A 15,384-nucleotide genomic window follows, 5' to 3' on the forward strand; every position below is an offset into this window, starting at 1 on the left:
AGAACTCGAAACCGCCATGGCCCGCCACATCGACGGCTACCGCGACGAATGGGCCGCGGTCCTCGCGGACGAGCAAATCCTTTCCCGGTTCGTCTCTTTCGTCAACGCGCCGCAGGAAACGGACGCGACCATCTCGTTCGACGACACCGGGGAACGCAAAGTACCGGTCCTGCTCGGCGTGCCCGGCGTACCGGCACACTGAAAAGCCTTGCAAGGCAACGCTTTCCGCCCGCGATCAGCGCCAACTCGGCAGCATCAGACGCGCATGCCAGTCGTCCACGCTGATCGGCATCCCGGTCAGAATCGGCCACAACCACACGAAATTCGCCACCACCGCCGCGAGATACAGACATACGACCGTCAGGCTCAACGTTCGCCGCTCACTGTGCGCCAGGAACCGATCCCCACCGGCCTCGCGCACGATCGGCGCGGGTCCGAGAATGTCACCGAGCACCAGAGCGACACCCATCGCGAGGAACGGCGCCATCGGAACCGCGTAGAAGAAGTACATCTCGCGATCCAGATCCAGGAACCACGGCAGGAATCCGGCGCAGTAGCCGACGAGCACTGCGGCATAACGCCAATCGCGACGTGTCACGCTGCGCCAGAGCGCCCAGGCCAGCATCGGCAGCGACACCCACCACAGCACGGGAGTGCCCACCAGCATCACCGCATCGACACAGTACGACTTACCGCAGCCGGTGACCCCGCCGTCCTCGTAGTGGTAGAGCATCGGCCGCAGGCCCATCGGCCACGTCCAGGGCTTGGACTCCCAGGGGTGATGGTATCCGGCCGAATTCGTCAGTGCCGTATGGAAATTCAGTGATTCGGCCTGGTTGTGCCAGAGCGACCGCAACGCGTCGGGCACCCAGGACCACGGGCCGCCCGAGCCCACCGGATGCTTTCCGGCATACGGGTTGCCGACCGAATACCGGTCGTAGCCGTCCTCACTGGCGATCCAGGCTCCGTAGCTGCCCAGGTAGACCAGCAACGGGATGATCAACAGCGCGTACAGCGCCGGTCCGATATCGCGCAGTGCGGTACCCCACCACGGCCGCGGCACCCGGTACGCGCGCCTGGCAGCCAGATCGAAACAGACGGACAGCACCCCGAACGCCGCGATGAAATACAGACCCGACCACTTGGTCCCACAAGCCAATCCGAGCAGCACGCCCCCCGCGAACCGCCACCAGCGCACCCCCAGCCGGGGCCCGTAACGACTCGTCGCGATCCGTCCCTCGGCGTCCGCTCGCGCCAGCCGGGCACGTACCTGATCCCGATCGACCACCAGACAGCCGAAGGCCGCCACCACGAACAGCGCCTGGAAGATGTCCAGCATGCCGATGCGCGACTGCACCATGCTCGTGCCGTCGCAGATCACCAGCAGACCCGCGATACCCCCGATCATGGTCGAGCGCGTCATGCGCCGGGTGATGCGAACGACCAACAGCACCAACAGCGTTCCGACCACCGCCGCACTGAACCGCCACCCCAGCGGGGTGTACCCGAACAGCATCTCCCCCAGCGCGATCATCTGTTTGCCGACCGGCGGATGCACGATGTACCCGTAGGCCGGATTGTCCTCGATCCCGCCGCCGGTGAGCATCTCCCAGCCCTGATGGGCGTAGTACTTCTCGTCGAAAGTCGGTGTGCCGCCGTCGGTCGGATAGCCCAGATTCCGGAACCGGGTGATCGCGGCGATCGCCGTCAGGACCAGGGTGACCACCCATCCGCGCAGCCGATCGGCCGGGCCGGGATCGGGCGAGGGACGCAGCGGAGCCGGGGTGGACAGGGCCGGGCGCGCGCCACCCACCGGGCGCTCGGTCAACTGGTTCACCGCGCCGATCGTATGCGGTCGTGGCGGCGGCCGTTCGGGCGGCCGTGGGTCACGCCCGATCTCCCACTGCGGCAACGACTATCGCGGATCCTCGGTGCCCGGCAGCCAGCTGCCGCCGGGCTCGGTCCAGCCCCGCTGCTTGATCATCTTGCGCGCCGCACGCTGATTGCGCCCGATCAGCCGGGACAGATACAGCCGGCCGGCGAGATGGTCGGTCTCATGTTGCAGGCAGCGGGCGAGGAAGCCGGTGGTCGCCTCCACATCGACCGGCGCGCCGGAGGTGTCCACGCCGGTGACCTTCGCCCAACTCGCCCGGCCGGTCGGGAACCACTCGCCCGGCACCGACAGGCAACCCTCCAGATCATCGTCCGGATCCGGCATGGTCTCGGGCAGCTCGGAGGTCTCCAGCACCGGGTTCACCACGTGACCGCGATGACGCACCCCGGTATCGACCAGGTCGTAGACGAAGACCGACCGCGGATCACCGACCTGATTCGCGGCCAGACCCGCGCCGTTGGCAGCGGTATTGGTCTCGAACAGATCCTCGACGAACGCGGCGAGGTCGTCGTCGAACTCGGTCACCGGAAGCGCCGGGGTTGCCAATCGGGGATCACCCGCGATGAGAATCGGTCGTATCGCCACTCGGCAGAGAGTACTCAAATCCGAGTAGTTGTGCCAGACTCGCAGGGATGAACGAGACCCGGCTGTTCGTCCTGGCGGCTCTGGCCAGACGGGGCCCGATGCACGGCCATCAGATTCGGCGCGACGCGCGGGTGGATCGGGCCGATCTGTGGTCCAGGGTGAAACCCGGTTCGCTCTACAGCGCCCTGCACCGGATGGCGGACGAGGGTCTGATCCGGCCGATCCGCACCGAACAGGAGGGCGCCCTGCCCGCGCGGACCGTCTACGAGATCACCACCGAGGGCCTGCGCGAACTGCGCGCCCTGCGCGACGAGGCGCTCACCGAGGTCGACATCCGCCCCGACCCGGTCGACCTGGCCCTGGCCGCGGCCGCCGACCTGGACCGCGACCTGCTGCGCGGCTACCTGGAAGACCGGATTACCACCCTGCGCGCCCGCACCGCTCGGATCGGCCACCAACTCGACCGTCAGTGGCCCGACCAGAGCCCGGCCGACGACCTCATCGCCGACCATGCCCGCATCCGAATTCAAGCCGAAATAGATTGGCACGAAAAGGTTCTCGCCAATATCGATAAACTCACTCCGCCGCGCTGAGGCCGGGGCGTACTGACACAGCGGAATCGCAAGGGTCCCGAATGATCTCGCAGCACGGGTCGCCGATCCGGCTGGCCTGAAGCGAAAAGCGCTCCCACACAATATGGTCAGGACACCGCAGGGGCCGAATCGTCGAATGCGGAGCGAATGGTGTCGCGGAGCCAGCGCTGGGCGGGGTCGGCGTCGAGGCGGGCGTGCCAGGACAGGCGAACGTCGATCTCGGGGAGCGGCAGGGCGATGGGGAACCAGCGGATGGCCAGGTTGGCGCCGTACTGCTCGGCCAGGCGTTGCGGGACCAGGCCGAGGTAGTGGGTCGAGCCGACCAGGAGGGCGGCCACGGGGTAGGTGGGGACGACCGCGGCCACATGACGTTGCAGCCCCTGGGATTCGAGCGCCTCGTCGAGAGGGCCGCGCACGCGACCGCGACGCGACACCGAGACGTGCGGGTGACGGCACAGTTGCGCGGGAGTCGGACGGCGATGGCGGCCCAGCGGACTGTCGGCGCGAACGATGCCGACGACGCGTTCGCGATACAGCGAGGTGCTGTGGATATCCGGGGCGGTGTCCTCCCCCGCACCGATGTCCAGGTCGATCGAGCCGTCGCGCAGGGCCTCGGCGCTCTCGTTGCCCTCGGCCACGAAACGCAGGATCACCCCGGGCGCGGCTGCGGACGTGGCCTCCACCGCAGTCGCGGCGAGCGTCGCTGCGACACCGTCGTTGATCCGAATCGTGAAGGTGCGCTTCAGCTCCGCGATGTTGTCCGCGCCCTCGGCGCTGATCAGCGCGGCGGCTTCGTCCAGCAGTGAGCGCACTCGCGGTGCGGTGCGCAACGCGAACGGCGTGGGAGCCATACCGCGACCGGCGCGCACCAGAATCGGATCGTTCATGGCCCGCCGCAGCCGCGCCAATGCCCGGCTGGTGGCCGGGATGGACAGGTGCAGGCGCTCGGACGCCGCGGTGACGCTGCCGTCCTGCAGTAGTGCGTCGAAGACCCGCAGAAGGTTCAGATCCAGCTGCTCGTTCACACTTGCACCATACGCAAATATCTGTTGTCAATGTTGCGTGGCACGGAATATCACCACTTCCCTACCGTCGAAGACATGCAATTCACCGTTCCACTTCGCGACCGTGGAGCGATCCTGCGGGACCGCGCGTCGCGTCCGGCCGCACAGCGCGGTCTGCTCGCCGTCATGTGTGCCTGCGTCGTCCTGGTCGTCGGGATGGTCGCGGCGATCAACCTCGCCGTTCCGATGCTCGCCGCGAGCGCACTGCATCCCTCGGCGTCGGCATTGGTGTGGATCGTCGACACCTATGTCATCTGCTTCGCCTGCCTGGTGATCCCGGGCGGGGCCGCCGCGGATCGCTTCGGGCGCAAGGGAGTTCTGCTCACCGGGCTGATACTGTTCGCTGCCGGTGCGCTGCTCTCGGCGCTCGCACCGAGCGTGTCGCTGCTCCTGGCCGGGCGCGCGATCACCGGAATCGGTGCGGCCGCCGTACTGCCCAATACGCTGGCCGTTCTGCTGCATGCGGTCCCCGCCGAGAATAGGGGCGCGGCGATCGCAACGTGGGCCGCGATGACCGGAATCGGCGGAGTCGTGGGCAATGTCGGCGGCGGCGCGGTGCTGAGCGGCGGATCGTGGCGCTGGCTGTTCGGTGCGGCCGTGCTGATCGCTCTGCTCCTGGCCGCGCTCGTGGGGTGGATCACGCCGGTCTCGCCGCGCAACGATCGCCGCCTCGATCCCCTCGGCACCGTACTGCTCGTCGGCGCGTCGGTCGCACTCCTGCTCGGCATCGTCCAGGGACCGGACGCCGGTTGGACCAGTCCGGTCGTGATCGCCGGATTCGTCTGCGCCGCAGTGCTGTTCACCGCGTGGACCCTCGTCGAACTGCGGGCCGAGCAGCCGCTGCTGGATCCCCGGTTACTCCGTCTGCCCGCCCTGCGCAGCGCCTGCCTGGGCATGACGGCCGTGTTCTTCGGCCTGTTCGCGCTGTTCTACATCAATGCCTCGTTCCTGCAGTACGGCAAAGGGTTCGGGGTACTTCGGACCGGGCTGGGTATTCTGCCGGTGACCGTGCCGCTGATCCTGTTGGCCCGGTACGTCGGGCGATTCGCCCAGCGCATCGGCCTCGAGGCCACCATCGCCCTGGCCTTCGTCTTCGTCGGCGGCGGGTTGCTGGGCCTGTCCACGAGCGATGCGGATACTCCCTATCCGGTCTATGCCGGATGGCTGGTCGTGTGCGGAATCGGTGTGGCGCTGGCCGTTCCGGTGCTCTCGGGAGCCATCGCCGGGTCACTGCCGAAGGCACAGGCCGGAGTGGGGGCCGGATTGCAGTCCACTACAAGGGAATTCGGAAGCTCACTGGGTGTCGCCGTGATCGGGACGGTACTCACCGCACGATTCGCCGCCGCACTTCCCGCGGACATCCGTACCCGGCACGATCCGCACACCGTCGCTCAGGCCCTGGCGGTGGCCGGTCCCGGACGCGCCGATGAGGTTGTCGCGGCATTCGTTTCGGGTGCTGATCTGGGATTGCGAGTGATCGGCGTGAGCGTGCTGATCCTCGGTGCGCTGGTGCTCCTGCAAGGGCTGCTGTCCCGACGTCACACCACTGGACGCAACCCGAATCGGTGACCGACCGGGTCATCGAACAACCGTCCGCGAGATGTCTCGCGGACCGACAAGAAGGATCGACATGCAGATTTTCGTCACCGGAGCGACCGGATGGATCGGCTCGGCCGTGGTCGACCGGCTGCTCGACGCCGGACACATCGTCACCGGACTCGCCCGCTCCGACGCCTCGGCCACCGCGCTCGAGCGCACGGGCGCGCTGGTGCGCCGCGGCGATCTGGACGACCTCGGGAGCCTTCGCGCCGGCGCCGCCGCGGCCGAAGCTGTTGTCCACCTTGCCAACAAGCACGATTTCGCGAATCCGGCCGGGACCAACAAGGCCGAGCGCGACGCCGTGGAGACCCTCGGCACGGAGCTGATCGACTCGCACCGGCCGTTCGTGGTCGCGTCGGGGCTGGCCTTGCTCACCCCCGACCAGGTCGTCACCACCGAAAAGGACCCTTCCCCGTTCCACGGCGTCGATACCATGCGCGGCGGCAGTGAGAACCTCGCGCTCGAATTCGCCGATCGCGGGGTCGGGACGATCATCACCCGCTTCGCGCCGACCGTACACGCCCAGGGCGACCCGGGTTTCCTGGCCGGATTGGTCGCCACGGCTCGATCGAAGGGTGTGTCGGCCTACGTCGACGATGGCGCGTTCCGCTGGGCGGCGATCCACCGCCGCGACGCCGCGCGAATCGTGGCCGCGGCACTCGAAAAGTCCGCTCCCGCAGGAACCGTGCTGCACGCCACCGCCGAGACCGGTATCGCGACCCGGGATATCGCCGAGGCCATCGGACGCGGACTCGACCTGCCCGTCGTCTCGATTCCGGCCGTGCGCGCCGGTGATCACTTCGGCTGGCTCAGTAAATTCATCGGCACCGATATGGCCGCGTCCAGTACGGCCACCCGTGCGCTGCTGGGCTGGAATCCCGAATATCCGAGTCTGCTCGAGGACCTGGACAGCGGTCGCTACTTCCACTGATCGATACTCCTGATTTCACCAGAAGGGAATCACCTTGTCCGACAACAACTCCGAAACGGCAATTACCGCTTTCATGTTGGTCAAAACCACTCCCGAATGGCTCGCCCTGACGGTCGAACAGCGGGTGCACGCCTTCGAAACCGACATCGTCCCGACCATCCGGAAGCGGGTGAGCGGCGTCCATTCCCGCTTCTACGACACGGAGTTCTACTCCGCACGCGTCACCGACGTCTGGATCTGGGAAGCCCCCGACCACCACACCTACCAACTCCTGATCGACGCTCTCCGCGAAACCTCTTTCTGGGACCGCTATTTCGAGGTCGTCGACATCCTGGTCGGCGTGGAGAACGGCTACGCACACAACTACGACATGCCCCCGGTCGCAACCATCAGCACATAGTTACCGAACCCCGCGGACCGGTGCCCCATTCGAGCCAGGGGCACCGGTCCGCACGCTCATCTGTACGAAAGCTGTTTCCGCAGAGATTATTTCCGGCAGGCAGTTGGAGTGAAATCCGCCCACCGGTGCGGGGGATATCCGAATGCTGGTTCTTCCCCAGCAGACCGCATAGTCTCGTCCGCATGCGAACGGTGGTTGTCGGAGCGGGGGTATCGGGCCTTTCCACGGCGGCGGAGTTGTTGCGCGCCGGGCACGAGGTCACGCTGGTCAGCGCCGATCCGGTCGCGGCAACCACGTCGTATCTGGCTGCAGCGGTGTGGTTTCCGACGGCCGCGGGCCCGCCGGACCGGGTGAATAGCTGGGGTACAGAAACATTCACCCATCTGGAAGAACTCGCCCAGAACAGCACTCCGGGCGTGCGCATGTGCGAATCGTTGGCGCTGTACCGAACACAACCCGGCCCCGTCGATTGGGCGCATTCGGTCCGAGAATTCCGCCCGGCGCGGAAATCGGAGCTGCCACCCGGTTACGCCGCCGGATTGCGCTTCGCCGTACCGCTGGTGGAAATGCCGATCTTCCTCCCCTGGCTCCGCAACCAGGTCATCGCGGCGGGAGCGCACTGGGTGAGCCGAACGATCGGCGAGCTCGCCGAAATCACCGACCTGACACCGGATGTGGTGATCAATTGCGCCGGCCTGCGCGCCGGTGAGCTCGTCGGCGACCCCACTGTCCACCCCATCCGCGGACAGATCGTCCGAGTCACCAATCCAGGTCTATCGATGTCGGTGCGCGACGAAGCCCATCCCCTCGGCCGCGCCTACGCCCACCCCCGCGCCACCGACTGCATCCTCGGCGGCACCCTGGAACCCCACCAATGGGACACCACCCCGAACCCCGAACTGACACAGTCGATCCTGCGCCGATGCCGCGACATCGCACCGCGACTCGACGGCTGCGAGATCATCGAGACCCTGGTCGGCCTCCGCCCCGGCCGCCCGAACGTCCGCCTCGAACTCGACCACACCACCCTCCCCGACACCCCCGTCGTCCACAACTACGGCCACGGCGGCGCAGGTATCACCATCGGCTATGGCTGTGCCCGCGAGGTGGCCGAACTCGTTGCCGCCCTCTGAATGTCGGGCGGCCACGACCGGGGTGCGGTCAGGAGACCTGGGAGCGGGAGTAGGTGAAGCGGGTGTCCACCGTGACGATGTCGGCGAGGGTCAGCAGTGCCGCCGGGACCTCCTCGGAGGTGAGGAAGTGGTCCAGGCTCGGGACGAAGACCGCGGTGGCGCCGATTCGGCCCACGACGTTGCACAGGCGCTGGTGCGGTTCGTCGGTGTGGTTCGAGAAGGCGACGATACGTGACAGGTCATAGCCGAATCGTCTTGCGAGAGACCGGATCTGTTCCTCGTCCCACGGCTGCCGAGTGCCGGACACGTCCCGGCGTAGGTACCCGATCGCTACCGGTCGGCTCATCGGCCCGCCCGCCCCTCGACGTCGTCACCCGACGGTCTGGACAGCCACTCTCTCCCCGCGGCGACGAACAGTTGTACGACCTCCGCCGGTAGCAGATCCGCCGTCACGCCGGATGCGAGGTGCGGACACATGTGCTGACCTGAAAACCGTTGTGGCAATTCGTACATCACAACCTTCGCTCTCGTGCAGGGCCTGGGTTGAAGGCACCCCGACCACGCATGACGAGACAGGCCTCGAAAGGCCGGGGAGCCTGTTCCATGTTGCCGATCTCCGATGATGTATTCAAGGCGTTTCTATGATGCGTTCATGCGACGCGAACGACTCATCGACGCCCGAAAAGCCGTCGGGCTCAACCAAGAACAGATTGCCGAGATGGTCGGTGTGGACCGGACCACCATCGGGAAATGGGAGCGCGGCGACTCCACCCCGCAACCCAACCAGCGTGGCACATACGCCGAGGCCCTGGGTGTGGAACTGCAAGAGCTCAACGCGATGCTGACCAGTATGCCGCAGGGCGACGGCGAGATGCCCGCCTGGTTGAGCACCTATCTCGGGATGGAGCAGTCCGCGACCAGGATCGCCTCCTACGAACCGCGATGCGTTTACGGGCTGCTGCAGACGCCGGCCTATGTCGAGGACATCGTCAGCCACGTCAGCTACGACGGCGTGTCCGAGGCGTACATCGCCCGCACCGTCGAGACCCGGCTGATCCGGCAGAAGCGGGTGCGCTCCGGCGAGGTGGAGCTGAGTCTCGTCCAGCCCGAGTCGGCACTGCGCTTGCGAATCGGCACGCCCGAGGTCATGGCGGAACAACTTTCGACCATGGTGGAACTGTCCCGGCTGCCCAATGTCACGCTGCGGATCACCCGGTACGAGGCCGGACAGTACGAGGCGCGCCGGTTGGGCGCGTTCTGCATCATGTCCCACCCCTGGGGCACGCCGCAGGTTCACATCGAAGGTTACGGAGGAGGACGCTTCATCACCGACGCCGAGGAGGTTCAGTACTTTCAAGGTGTGTACGAGCATGCCGCGAATCGAATCGCCCTGTCCCCCAGTGAATCCCGGAAGTTCATCACTGGCCTGGCAAAGGAATGGAGCAATAGACGATGAACAACACCGATCCGACCTGGCGCGTATCGACCTTCTCGGACAACGGCACCTGCGTCGAGGTGGCCGTGGCCCCCGACGGCGGTGCCCTGGTACGCAATTCGAACGCGCGTGAGGCCGGGACACTCGCGTTCACCCAGGCAGAGATGGCCGCATGGATCAAAGGAATCAAAGCGGGCGAATTCGACGACTGGACATAGCCTCCCCCGCGAGTGGGTGCGCCCCGGCTCGCCGGGGCACAACCGGGCACCGGAATCCGGCGCGCCACCGTGGCCCACCTCACATCAACCCCGGTGTGCAGGAGGCTGATTCGCCCGATGGCGACCACACAGCAAGCAGAGTACGACGGCCCGCCGAATGGCGCTCGTTCCGCCGGGCCGCCGGCGAACCTTTCCCGAACGCGAATTGCGCTCAGGCGGTGACTTCTTCGAGTTTGCCGGTGCCGACGTCGAAGACGAATCCACGCAGCGACGAGGTCTTGGTAATGAACGGACTGGTCTGAATTCGCCGAAGCGATTGCCGCACATCCTCGTTCAGATCACCGAAGGCTTCGGCGGCCCAGCCCGGTTTGATGCCGGTCTCCTCCTGGATGCCGCGCTTGAATTCATCGTCGGTGAAAGTCAGCATGCCGCAGTCGGTGTGGTGGATGAGGATGATCTCGGTGGTGCCCAGCAGCCGCTGACTGATTGCCAGGGAACGAATTTCGTCGTCGGTGACCACCCCGCCCGCATTTCGGATCACATGCGCCTCCCCCTCACCCAGGCCCAGAATCCGGTACACGTCCAGGCGGGCATCCATACACGCGACCACCGCCACATGCTTGCTCGGCGGCAACGGCAGCGGCCCGCTGAATTGCGCCGCGTAACGCGTGTTGTTGTCCAGAAGCTCATCGGTCACTGTCATGCGGAAAGACCTCCGATCGGAAGACGTCTCGATATGCGAATGTTCGCATCCATTCTCTCGGGTCACCCCCGGAATCACGATGGATAGAAACACCCCGAATCGAACTCTGGCGCGTCGCCCGCACCGCTTTCGCCCGCGCACCGGCGACACCGCGACGAAGTGTGATCGCGCACGTGGACGGCCCGGAGTGTGACACGCATTGCATGCTCGTAACGGGGCGGGCTCCAGAAAACATACTTGTCCGTGTGGAGCTGGACGGGAATGATTCGCAGCAGCGTGGTCGCGCGACCGCGCGCGCTCGCGGCCCCCGGGGGGAACCGATGACGCCGAATTCCGAACGCACCGCACGGGCCCCGCGGTGGCGACGGCTGGCCGGACTGGCCGCCGGAATCGCGATGCTGGCCGGGACCGCGCTCACCGCCGCCTGCGACGCGACGAGCACCGCGGAACCGCTCGCGCAGCCGGTCTGGCTGTGCCGGCCGGGGATGGCGAACAATCCCTGCAATCAGGACCGGCTCGGATCGCCGCAGACAACGGGCCGGACGTTCACGGTCGGACGTCCGCAATCACGTACCCGCACCGATCTGGACAGTACGGTCCTCGCGCGGGACGGCAGCACCACGGTCGAGCAGCTCACCGCCCCGGACCACCCGCCGGTGGACTGCTTCTACGTGTACCCGACCGTCGATCCGGTGGCGAATCCGCTGAATCAGCACGGGCATCAGCCGCCGAAACCGACCGATATCGAGATCAATACGACCGTGGCGCAGGTGGGTCGCCTGATCAGCGACTGCCGCATGTTCGTGCCGAACTACCGGCAGCTGCCGATGCGCCAGGTATTCGGCGGGAACCGCGGCACCCTCGACTTCTCCCGCGGGGCCCGGGACGTCGAACAGGCGTGGGATCAGTACTGGGCGCACGACAACATCGATCCGATCACCGGTCGTCATCGCGGGGTGCTGCTACTGGGCCACTCGCAAGGTAGCTACGACCTGCAAACCCTGATTCAGCAGCGCATCGAGGGGAATCAGCAGATGCGTTCGCATCTGATCAGCGCGATGCTGCTCGGCGCGAATGTGATCCTGCCGATCGGCCAGGACCGCGGCGGGAACGATACCGAGGCCACCTTCCGGAACCTGCCGGTCTGCACCCGCAGCGGAGCGAGCGCACCGCTGCCGACCGGTTGTGTGGTGGCGTTCTCGACCTACCGTCAGTCTCCCGGGAAGCTGCTGCCCACCAGCGCCCGATTCGGCCGGACCGACCGCACCCACGAGGTCGCCTGCGTGAACCCCGCGGCGCTGCTCGTGGGCTCGCCGTCGGGCTCGACGACCCCGGTGACCGCCGAGATGCCCACCATGTCGGTGACCCAGCACCGCACCGGACGCCCCTTCGGCACCGGATTCGTTCGTTATCCCGGGGCGCTGACCGCGGAGTGCACCGGCGGCATGGACGCCGAGGGCACCGCGCACTGGCTGCAGATCGGCGGCGAGGTCCAACTCGCCCGCCCGACCACCGGATCCGGCCTGGGCCTGCACATGGACGACTGGCAGTTCGCACAAGACGAGCTGGACGCGCTGGCCGTGGCCCAGAGCAAGGCGTGGCTGGCGACCCACACCGGCCCGCACGTGTAGTTCGATCCGGCTGCGGCACAGGCGATTCCGTACCGCTATCGAACTCATCAGGCGAGCGTCTCCCACTCGAATCCGTCCGGATCGGTGAACGTCCCGAGCCCGCCGCCGAAGACCACCCGATGCGATCCGGTGCCTTCCGGGGCCACCCCCGCATCCTTGGCGGCCGCACGCCGCCCGTAGAGGGCCAGCTTGACCGATTCCGCCGGGGCGGCGAACTCGACGTACTTGCTGCCGAAACTCTTGGCCACCGTCAGGCCGCGCTCGATATAGAACTGCTTGGTCGCCTTCACGTCCTCGACGCCGAGCAGGACGACGAAATCGTCCACCGTGCGGGTGGCGGCGCCGGAATCCTTCTTCGAGGAGGTGGCGATCTTCCAGAGCGTCCCGTCCGGAGCCTGCAGGACCCCGCCGTAACCCCAGAAACTCTTCTTGGCCGGTTTCACCGTCGTCGCTCCGGCCGCGAGCGCGGACTCGAAGAAACTGTCCACGGTGCTCGGCCCGGGGACCACCAGCGAGAGGGTGAAACCACGGAAACCGCTGGTCGGCGCGTCGCCTGCGCGCACCTGAAGCCGGGCGCCGAGACCGAAGGCGGCCTCGTTGAACGCGGCGGCGGCCTGCGGATCGGGCGAGGTGAGAATGACGGATTCGATACCGGTCGTGTTCTTGGTGATGTTCATGTCCATGACGTTATTCGCGGGCCGGTGACCAGTGCTTCTCGATTCCTGACCGGTCCGCGGGAAGCGGTGGCGGCGCCGCGTGACGCGCTGACCCGGGACAGGTGGCGGCGACCACGGGTTAGCATCCAGCCTGTGCCGACCATGCCGCAATTCCCGTTCCGAGGTCTCCGACGGACCGCCCACGCCACCCGTCCGCGGATTCCGGTGCCGACCGCGCGGGCCATCGTCGACTGCGCGGTCTACCGGGACGGACATCGGCTGCCGGGCCGGTTCACCCATGCCGCGGCCCTGGAGAACGTGCGGGAGAAGGGGACCGGATTCGTGTGGGTCGGCCTGCACGAACCCGACGCCGAGCAGATGGGCGATGTGGCGCGGATCTTCGGACTGCACGAACTGGCCGCCGAGGACGCGGTGCAGGCGCGCAACCGGCCCAAACTCGAACGCTACGACGACGTGCTGATCCTGATCCTGCGCACGGTCAAGTACGTCGAACACGAACGCAACGCGGTCAGCGAGATCGTGGAGACCGGCGAGATCATGGTCTTCCTCGGGCCCGATTTCGTGATCACGGTCCGGCACGGCGAGCACACCGGACTGGCCGGGGTGCGGCACGATCTCGAGGCGATGCCCGAGCGGCTGGCGCTGGGGCCGAGCACCGTGCTGCACGCGGTCGCCGATCACGTCGTGGACTCCTACGTGCTGGTGACCGGGGAGATCGAGGACGACGTGGAGGAGATGGAGGAGGAGGTCTTCAGCCCGCGCAGCCGCCTCACCATCGAGGCCAGCTATCAGCTCAAACGCGAGGTGGTGGAGTTGCGTCGCGCGGTCGCCCCGCTGGCGCTGCCGCTGCAACTGCTCAGCCACGAGACGAATCTGCCGCTGCCCAAGGAGATTCGGCGCTATTTCCGGGACGTGGCCGATCACCACACCGCCGCGGTGGACCGCATCCGCGACTTCGACGAATCGCTCAGCGCGTTGATCAACGCCGCGCTGGCGAAGGTGAGCGTGCAGCAGAACACCGATATGCGCAAGATCTCGGCCTGGGCGGCGATCGCGGCCGTACCGACCATGATCGCCGGAATCTACGGCATGAACTTCGAGCACATGCCCGAATTGCATTGGGTCTGGGGCTATCCGGCGGTGGTCGGGATCATCCTGATCATCTGCACCGGATTGTTCGTCACCTTCCGGCGCAACAACTGGCTGTGAGCACCGGGAGATTTCGATGACCGAACCCCGCCCGGCCGCGCGGCGCTCGGACGCCGAACGCAATCGCGCACGCATCCTGGCCGTCGCCCGCGACGCGCTGTCCACCTCCGGTGATGTCAGCCTGCACGCCATCGCCAAGCGGGCGGGGGTCGGACAGGGCACGCTGTACCGGCATTTCCCGACTCGGGAGGCGCTGGTGCTCGCGGTCTACCGGCAGGACGTGGGTGAGCTGGTCGACGCCGCGGACGCATTGCTCGGCGAGTACGAGCCGTGGGATGCGTTGTGCCACTGGCTCGATCGCCTCGCCGACTTCGGCCGGGTCAAGCACGGTCTGGCCGGTGTCCTGCAGACCGCCACCCGCTCCGCGCTCTCGGACGAGCACTACCAGCCGGTCGTCGACGTGATCGACCGGCTGCTGCGCGCCTGCCGGGCAGCCGGGCGGGTGCGGCCGGACATCGAGGCCGAGGAACTGCTGCTTCTGGTGGGTTTCCTGTGGCAGAGCGAGCAGGACGCCGCCTGGGAGCAGCGCTCCCGGCGCATGCTGAGCGTGGTGTTGGACGGCCTGAGCACCCTGGGGTGAGGTTCCGACCCCCCTCGGAGCGCGGGAGTCATCACGAGGGGTGCTGTCGAGGGGGCGTGCGGGCGGGGAGATTGGAGATACGAACTCCGATGCAACCCGGACCCGAGGGGAATCGCCCATGCACACCGAGACCGCACCGCTCGCCGACCACCTGCGCGTCGTCCCCGCGGCGCGGGCCGTGCCCGAGGTCGATCCGAACGCGGTTCTGCGGTCCAGGCGCGACGGCGATCTCACCGTCGATGAACTGGACAGCTGGTCCAATCGTCTGGCCCGACTGCTGCTGCAGGATGGCGCGGGGCCCGGTGCGCGCATCGTGATCGCCATCGACGCGCCGATCGAGGAACTCGTCGCCGAACGCGCGGTGGCCAAGGTCGGCGGCGTAGCGGTGCTCGCCGGTCAACCGCCCGCCCGCGGGGCACGTCAGGGAATCACCACCCGGCAGTCCCGTCCCGAACCGGACGACACGATCGACTGGCTGGTTCTCGACGACCGCACGACGTTGCGGCGTTATCCGACGGGATCGGACGCCCCACTCACCCCGATCGATCACCCGGTGCTGAGCCGGACCGCCTGACCCGGTTCCCCTCGACCGCCCCGGCCGGACACCGGGGCGCGATCGAGCAGCATCACCCACACATCTCTTGCCGCGCAGCGACTCCGGAGTGGACTCGGTGCGCGACGCGACTACGCCGTGTCCCGGTGTGTATCCCCGCGCCGCGGCCCACAACAGAA

The 15,384-nt window shown here is 67.1% G+C and carries 18 protein-coding genes; 12 read left to right on the forward strand and 6 right to left on the reverse strand.

What is annotated here, in order from left to right; translation table 11 throughout:
- A partial coding sequence (locus tag K7711_RS43880; protein WP_222978527.1) for a hypothetical protein occupies positions 1-202 on the forward strand: 202 nt, incomplete at its 5' end.
- 33 nt (positions 203-235) lie between these two features.
- Here K7711_RS43880 and K7711_RS43885 read toward each other — a convergent pair.
- Together K7711_RS43885 and K7711_RS43890 are read right to left on the reverse strand one after the other, a co-directional pair.
- Positions 236-1,837, reverse strand: a complete 1,602-nt coding sequence (locus tag K7711_RS43885) for a dolichyl-phosphate-mannose--protein mannosyltransferase (RefSeq protein ID WP_222978532.1) — start codon at positions 1,835-1,837, stop codon at positions 236-238.
- 78 nt (positions 1,838-1,915) lie between these two features.
- Positions 1,916-2,479, reverse strand: coding sequence for a peptide deformylase (locus tag K7711_RS43890; protein ID WP_222978537.1), 564 nt, complete (start codon positions 2,477-2,479; stop codon positions 1,916-1,918).
- 47 nt (positions 2,480-2,526) lie between these two features.
- On the opposite strand from K7711_RS43890, the gene K7711_RS43895 reads away from it, so the two are divergent.
- Complete coding sequence (locus K7711_RS43895) at positions 2,527-3,072, forward strand: PadR family transcriptional regulator (protein WP_222978538.1); 546 nt, start codon at positions 2,527-2,529, stop codon at positions 3,070-3,072.
- Between the two features lie 107 nt (positions 3,073-3,179).
- On the opposite strand, the gene K7711_RS43900 is transcribed toward K7711_RS43895, so the two are convergent.
- Complete coding sequence (locus tag K7711_RS43900; protein WP_222978540.1) at positions 3,180-4,097, reverse strand: LysR family transcriptional regulator; 918 nt, start codon at positions 4,095-4,097, stop codon at positions 3,180-3,182.
- 75 nt (positions 4,098-4,172) lie between these two features.
- Between K7711_RS43900 and K7711_RS43905 the strand changes: the two genes are divergently transcribed.
- From K7711_RS43905 to K7711_RS43920, 4 genes are all read left to right on the forward strand, one after another.
- Positions 4,173-5,705: an MFS transporter gene (locus K7711_RS43905; protein WP_235748743.1), complete on the forward strand. Its 1,533-nt coding sequence runs from the start codon at positions 4,173-4,175 to the stop codon at positions 5,703-5,705.
- Positions 5,706-5,766: 61 nt separating this feature from the next.
- On the forward strand, positions 5,767-6,666 hold the full coding sequence (locus tag K7711_RS43910) for an SDR family oxidoreductase (protein WP_222978542.1): 900 nt from the start codon (positions 5,767-5,769) through the stop codon (positions 6,664-6,666).
- Between the two features lie 34 nt (positions 6,667-6,700).
- The gene (locus K7711_RS43915) at positions 6,701-7,066 is read left to right on the forward strand and encodes a darcynin family protein (RefSeq protein WP_235748744.1); all 366 of its coding nucleotides are present in this window, start codon (positions 6,701-6,703) and stop codon (positions 7,064-7,066) included.
- A gap of 182 nt (positions 7,067-7,248) precedes the next feature.
- On the forward strand, positions 7,249-8,199 hold the full coding sequence (locus K7711_RS43920) for an FAD-dependent oxidoreductase (RefSeq protein WP_222978544.1): 951 nt from the start codon (positions 7,249-7,251) through the stop codon (positions 8,197-8,199).
- Positions 8,200-8,227: 28 nt separating this feature from the next.
- On the opposite strand, the gene K7711_RS43925 is transcribed toward K7711_RS43920, so the two are convergent.
- Positions 8,228-8,545, reverse strand: coding sequence for a hypothetical protein (locus K7711_RS43925; RefSeq protein WP_222978546.1), 318 nt, complete (start codon positions 8,543-8,545; stop codon positions 8,228-8,230).
- Positions 8,546-8,851: 306 nt separating this feature from the next.
- On the opposite strand from K7711_RS43925, the gene K7711_RS43930 reads away from it, so the two are divergent.
- Together K7711_RS43930 and K7711_RS43935 are read left to right on the forward strand one after the other, a co-directional pair.
- A complete protein-coding gene (locus tag K7711_RS43930) occupies positions 8,852-9,655 on the forward strand; it encodes a helix-turn-helix domain-containing protein (RefSeq protein WP_222978548.1) in 804 nt (267 codons plus the stop codon).
- Positions 9,652-9,852, forward strand: coding sequence for a DUF397 domain-containing protein (locus tag K7711_RS43935; protein WP_040830786.1), 201 nt, complete (start codon positions 9,652-9,654; stop codon positions 9,850-9,852). The genes K7711_RS43930 and K7711_RS43935 overlap by 4 nt, the downstream gene beginning before the upstream one ends.
- Positions 9,853-10,063: 211 nt before the next feature.
- On the opposite strand, the gene K7711_RS43940 is transcribed toward K7711_RS43935, so the two are convergent.
- Positions 10,064-10,555, reverse strand: a complete 492-nt coding sequence (locus K7711_RS43940) for a beta-class carbonic anhydrase (protein ID WP_222978549.1) — start codon at positions 10,553-10,555, stop codon at positions 10,064-10,066.
- 320 nt (positions 10,556-10,875) lie between these two features.
- Here K7711_RS43940 and K7711_RS43945 point away from each other — a divergent pair, with 320 nt between their 5' ends.
- Positions 10,876-12,186: a DUF3089 domain-containing protein gene (locus K7711_RS43945; RefSeq protein ID WP_222978551.1), complete on the forward strand. Its 1,311-nt coding sequence runs from the start codon at positions 10,876-10,878 to the stop codon at positions 12,184-12,186.
- A gap of 47 nt (positions 12,187-12,233) precedes the next feature.
- On the opposite strand, the gene K7711_RS43950 is transcribed toward K7711_RS43945, so the two are convergent.
- Positions 12,234-12,863, reverse strand: a complete 630-nt coding sequence (locus K7711_RS43950; protein ID WP_222978553.1) for a VOC family protein — start codon at positions 12,861-12,863, stop codon at positions 12,234-12,236.
- A 141-nt stretch (positions 12,864-13,004) separates the two neighbouring features.
- Between K7711_RS43950 and K7711_RS43955 the strand changes: the two genes are divergently transcribed.
- The 3 genes from K7711_RS43955 (at position 13,005) to K7711_RS43965 (ending at position 15,226) form a co-directional block, all read left to right on the forward strand.
- Positions 13,005-14,072 (forward strand): magnesium and cobalt transport protein CorA, encoded by a 1,068-nt coding sequence (locus K7711_RS43955; RefSeq protein ID WP_222978688.1) that lies wholly within the window; start codon positions 13,005-13,007, stop codon positions 14,070-14,072.
- Positions 14,073-14,088: 16 nt separating this feature from the next.
- On the forward strand, positions 14,089-14,652 hold the full coding sequence (locus K7711_RS43960) for a TetR/AcrR family transcriptional regulator (protein ID WP_222978559.1): 564 nt from the start codon (positions 14,089-14,091) through the stop codon (positions 14,650-14,652).
- A 118-nt stretch (positions 14,653-14,770) separates the two neighbouring features.
- Entirely contained in the window at positions 14,771-15,226 is a 456-nt protein-coding gene (locus K7711_RS43965) for an acyl-CoA synthetase family protein (protein ID WP_222978560.1), read from the forward strand.
- Positions 15,227-15,384: the final 158 nt, after the last annotated feature.

Origin of the sequence: Nocardia coffeae, from assembly GCF_019890715.1 — a bacterium.
GTDB lineage: Bacteria > Actinomycetota > Actinomycetes > Mycobacteriales > Mycobacteriaceae > Nocardia > Nocardia jiangxiensis.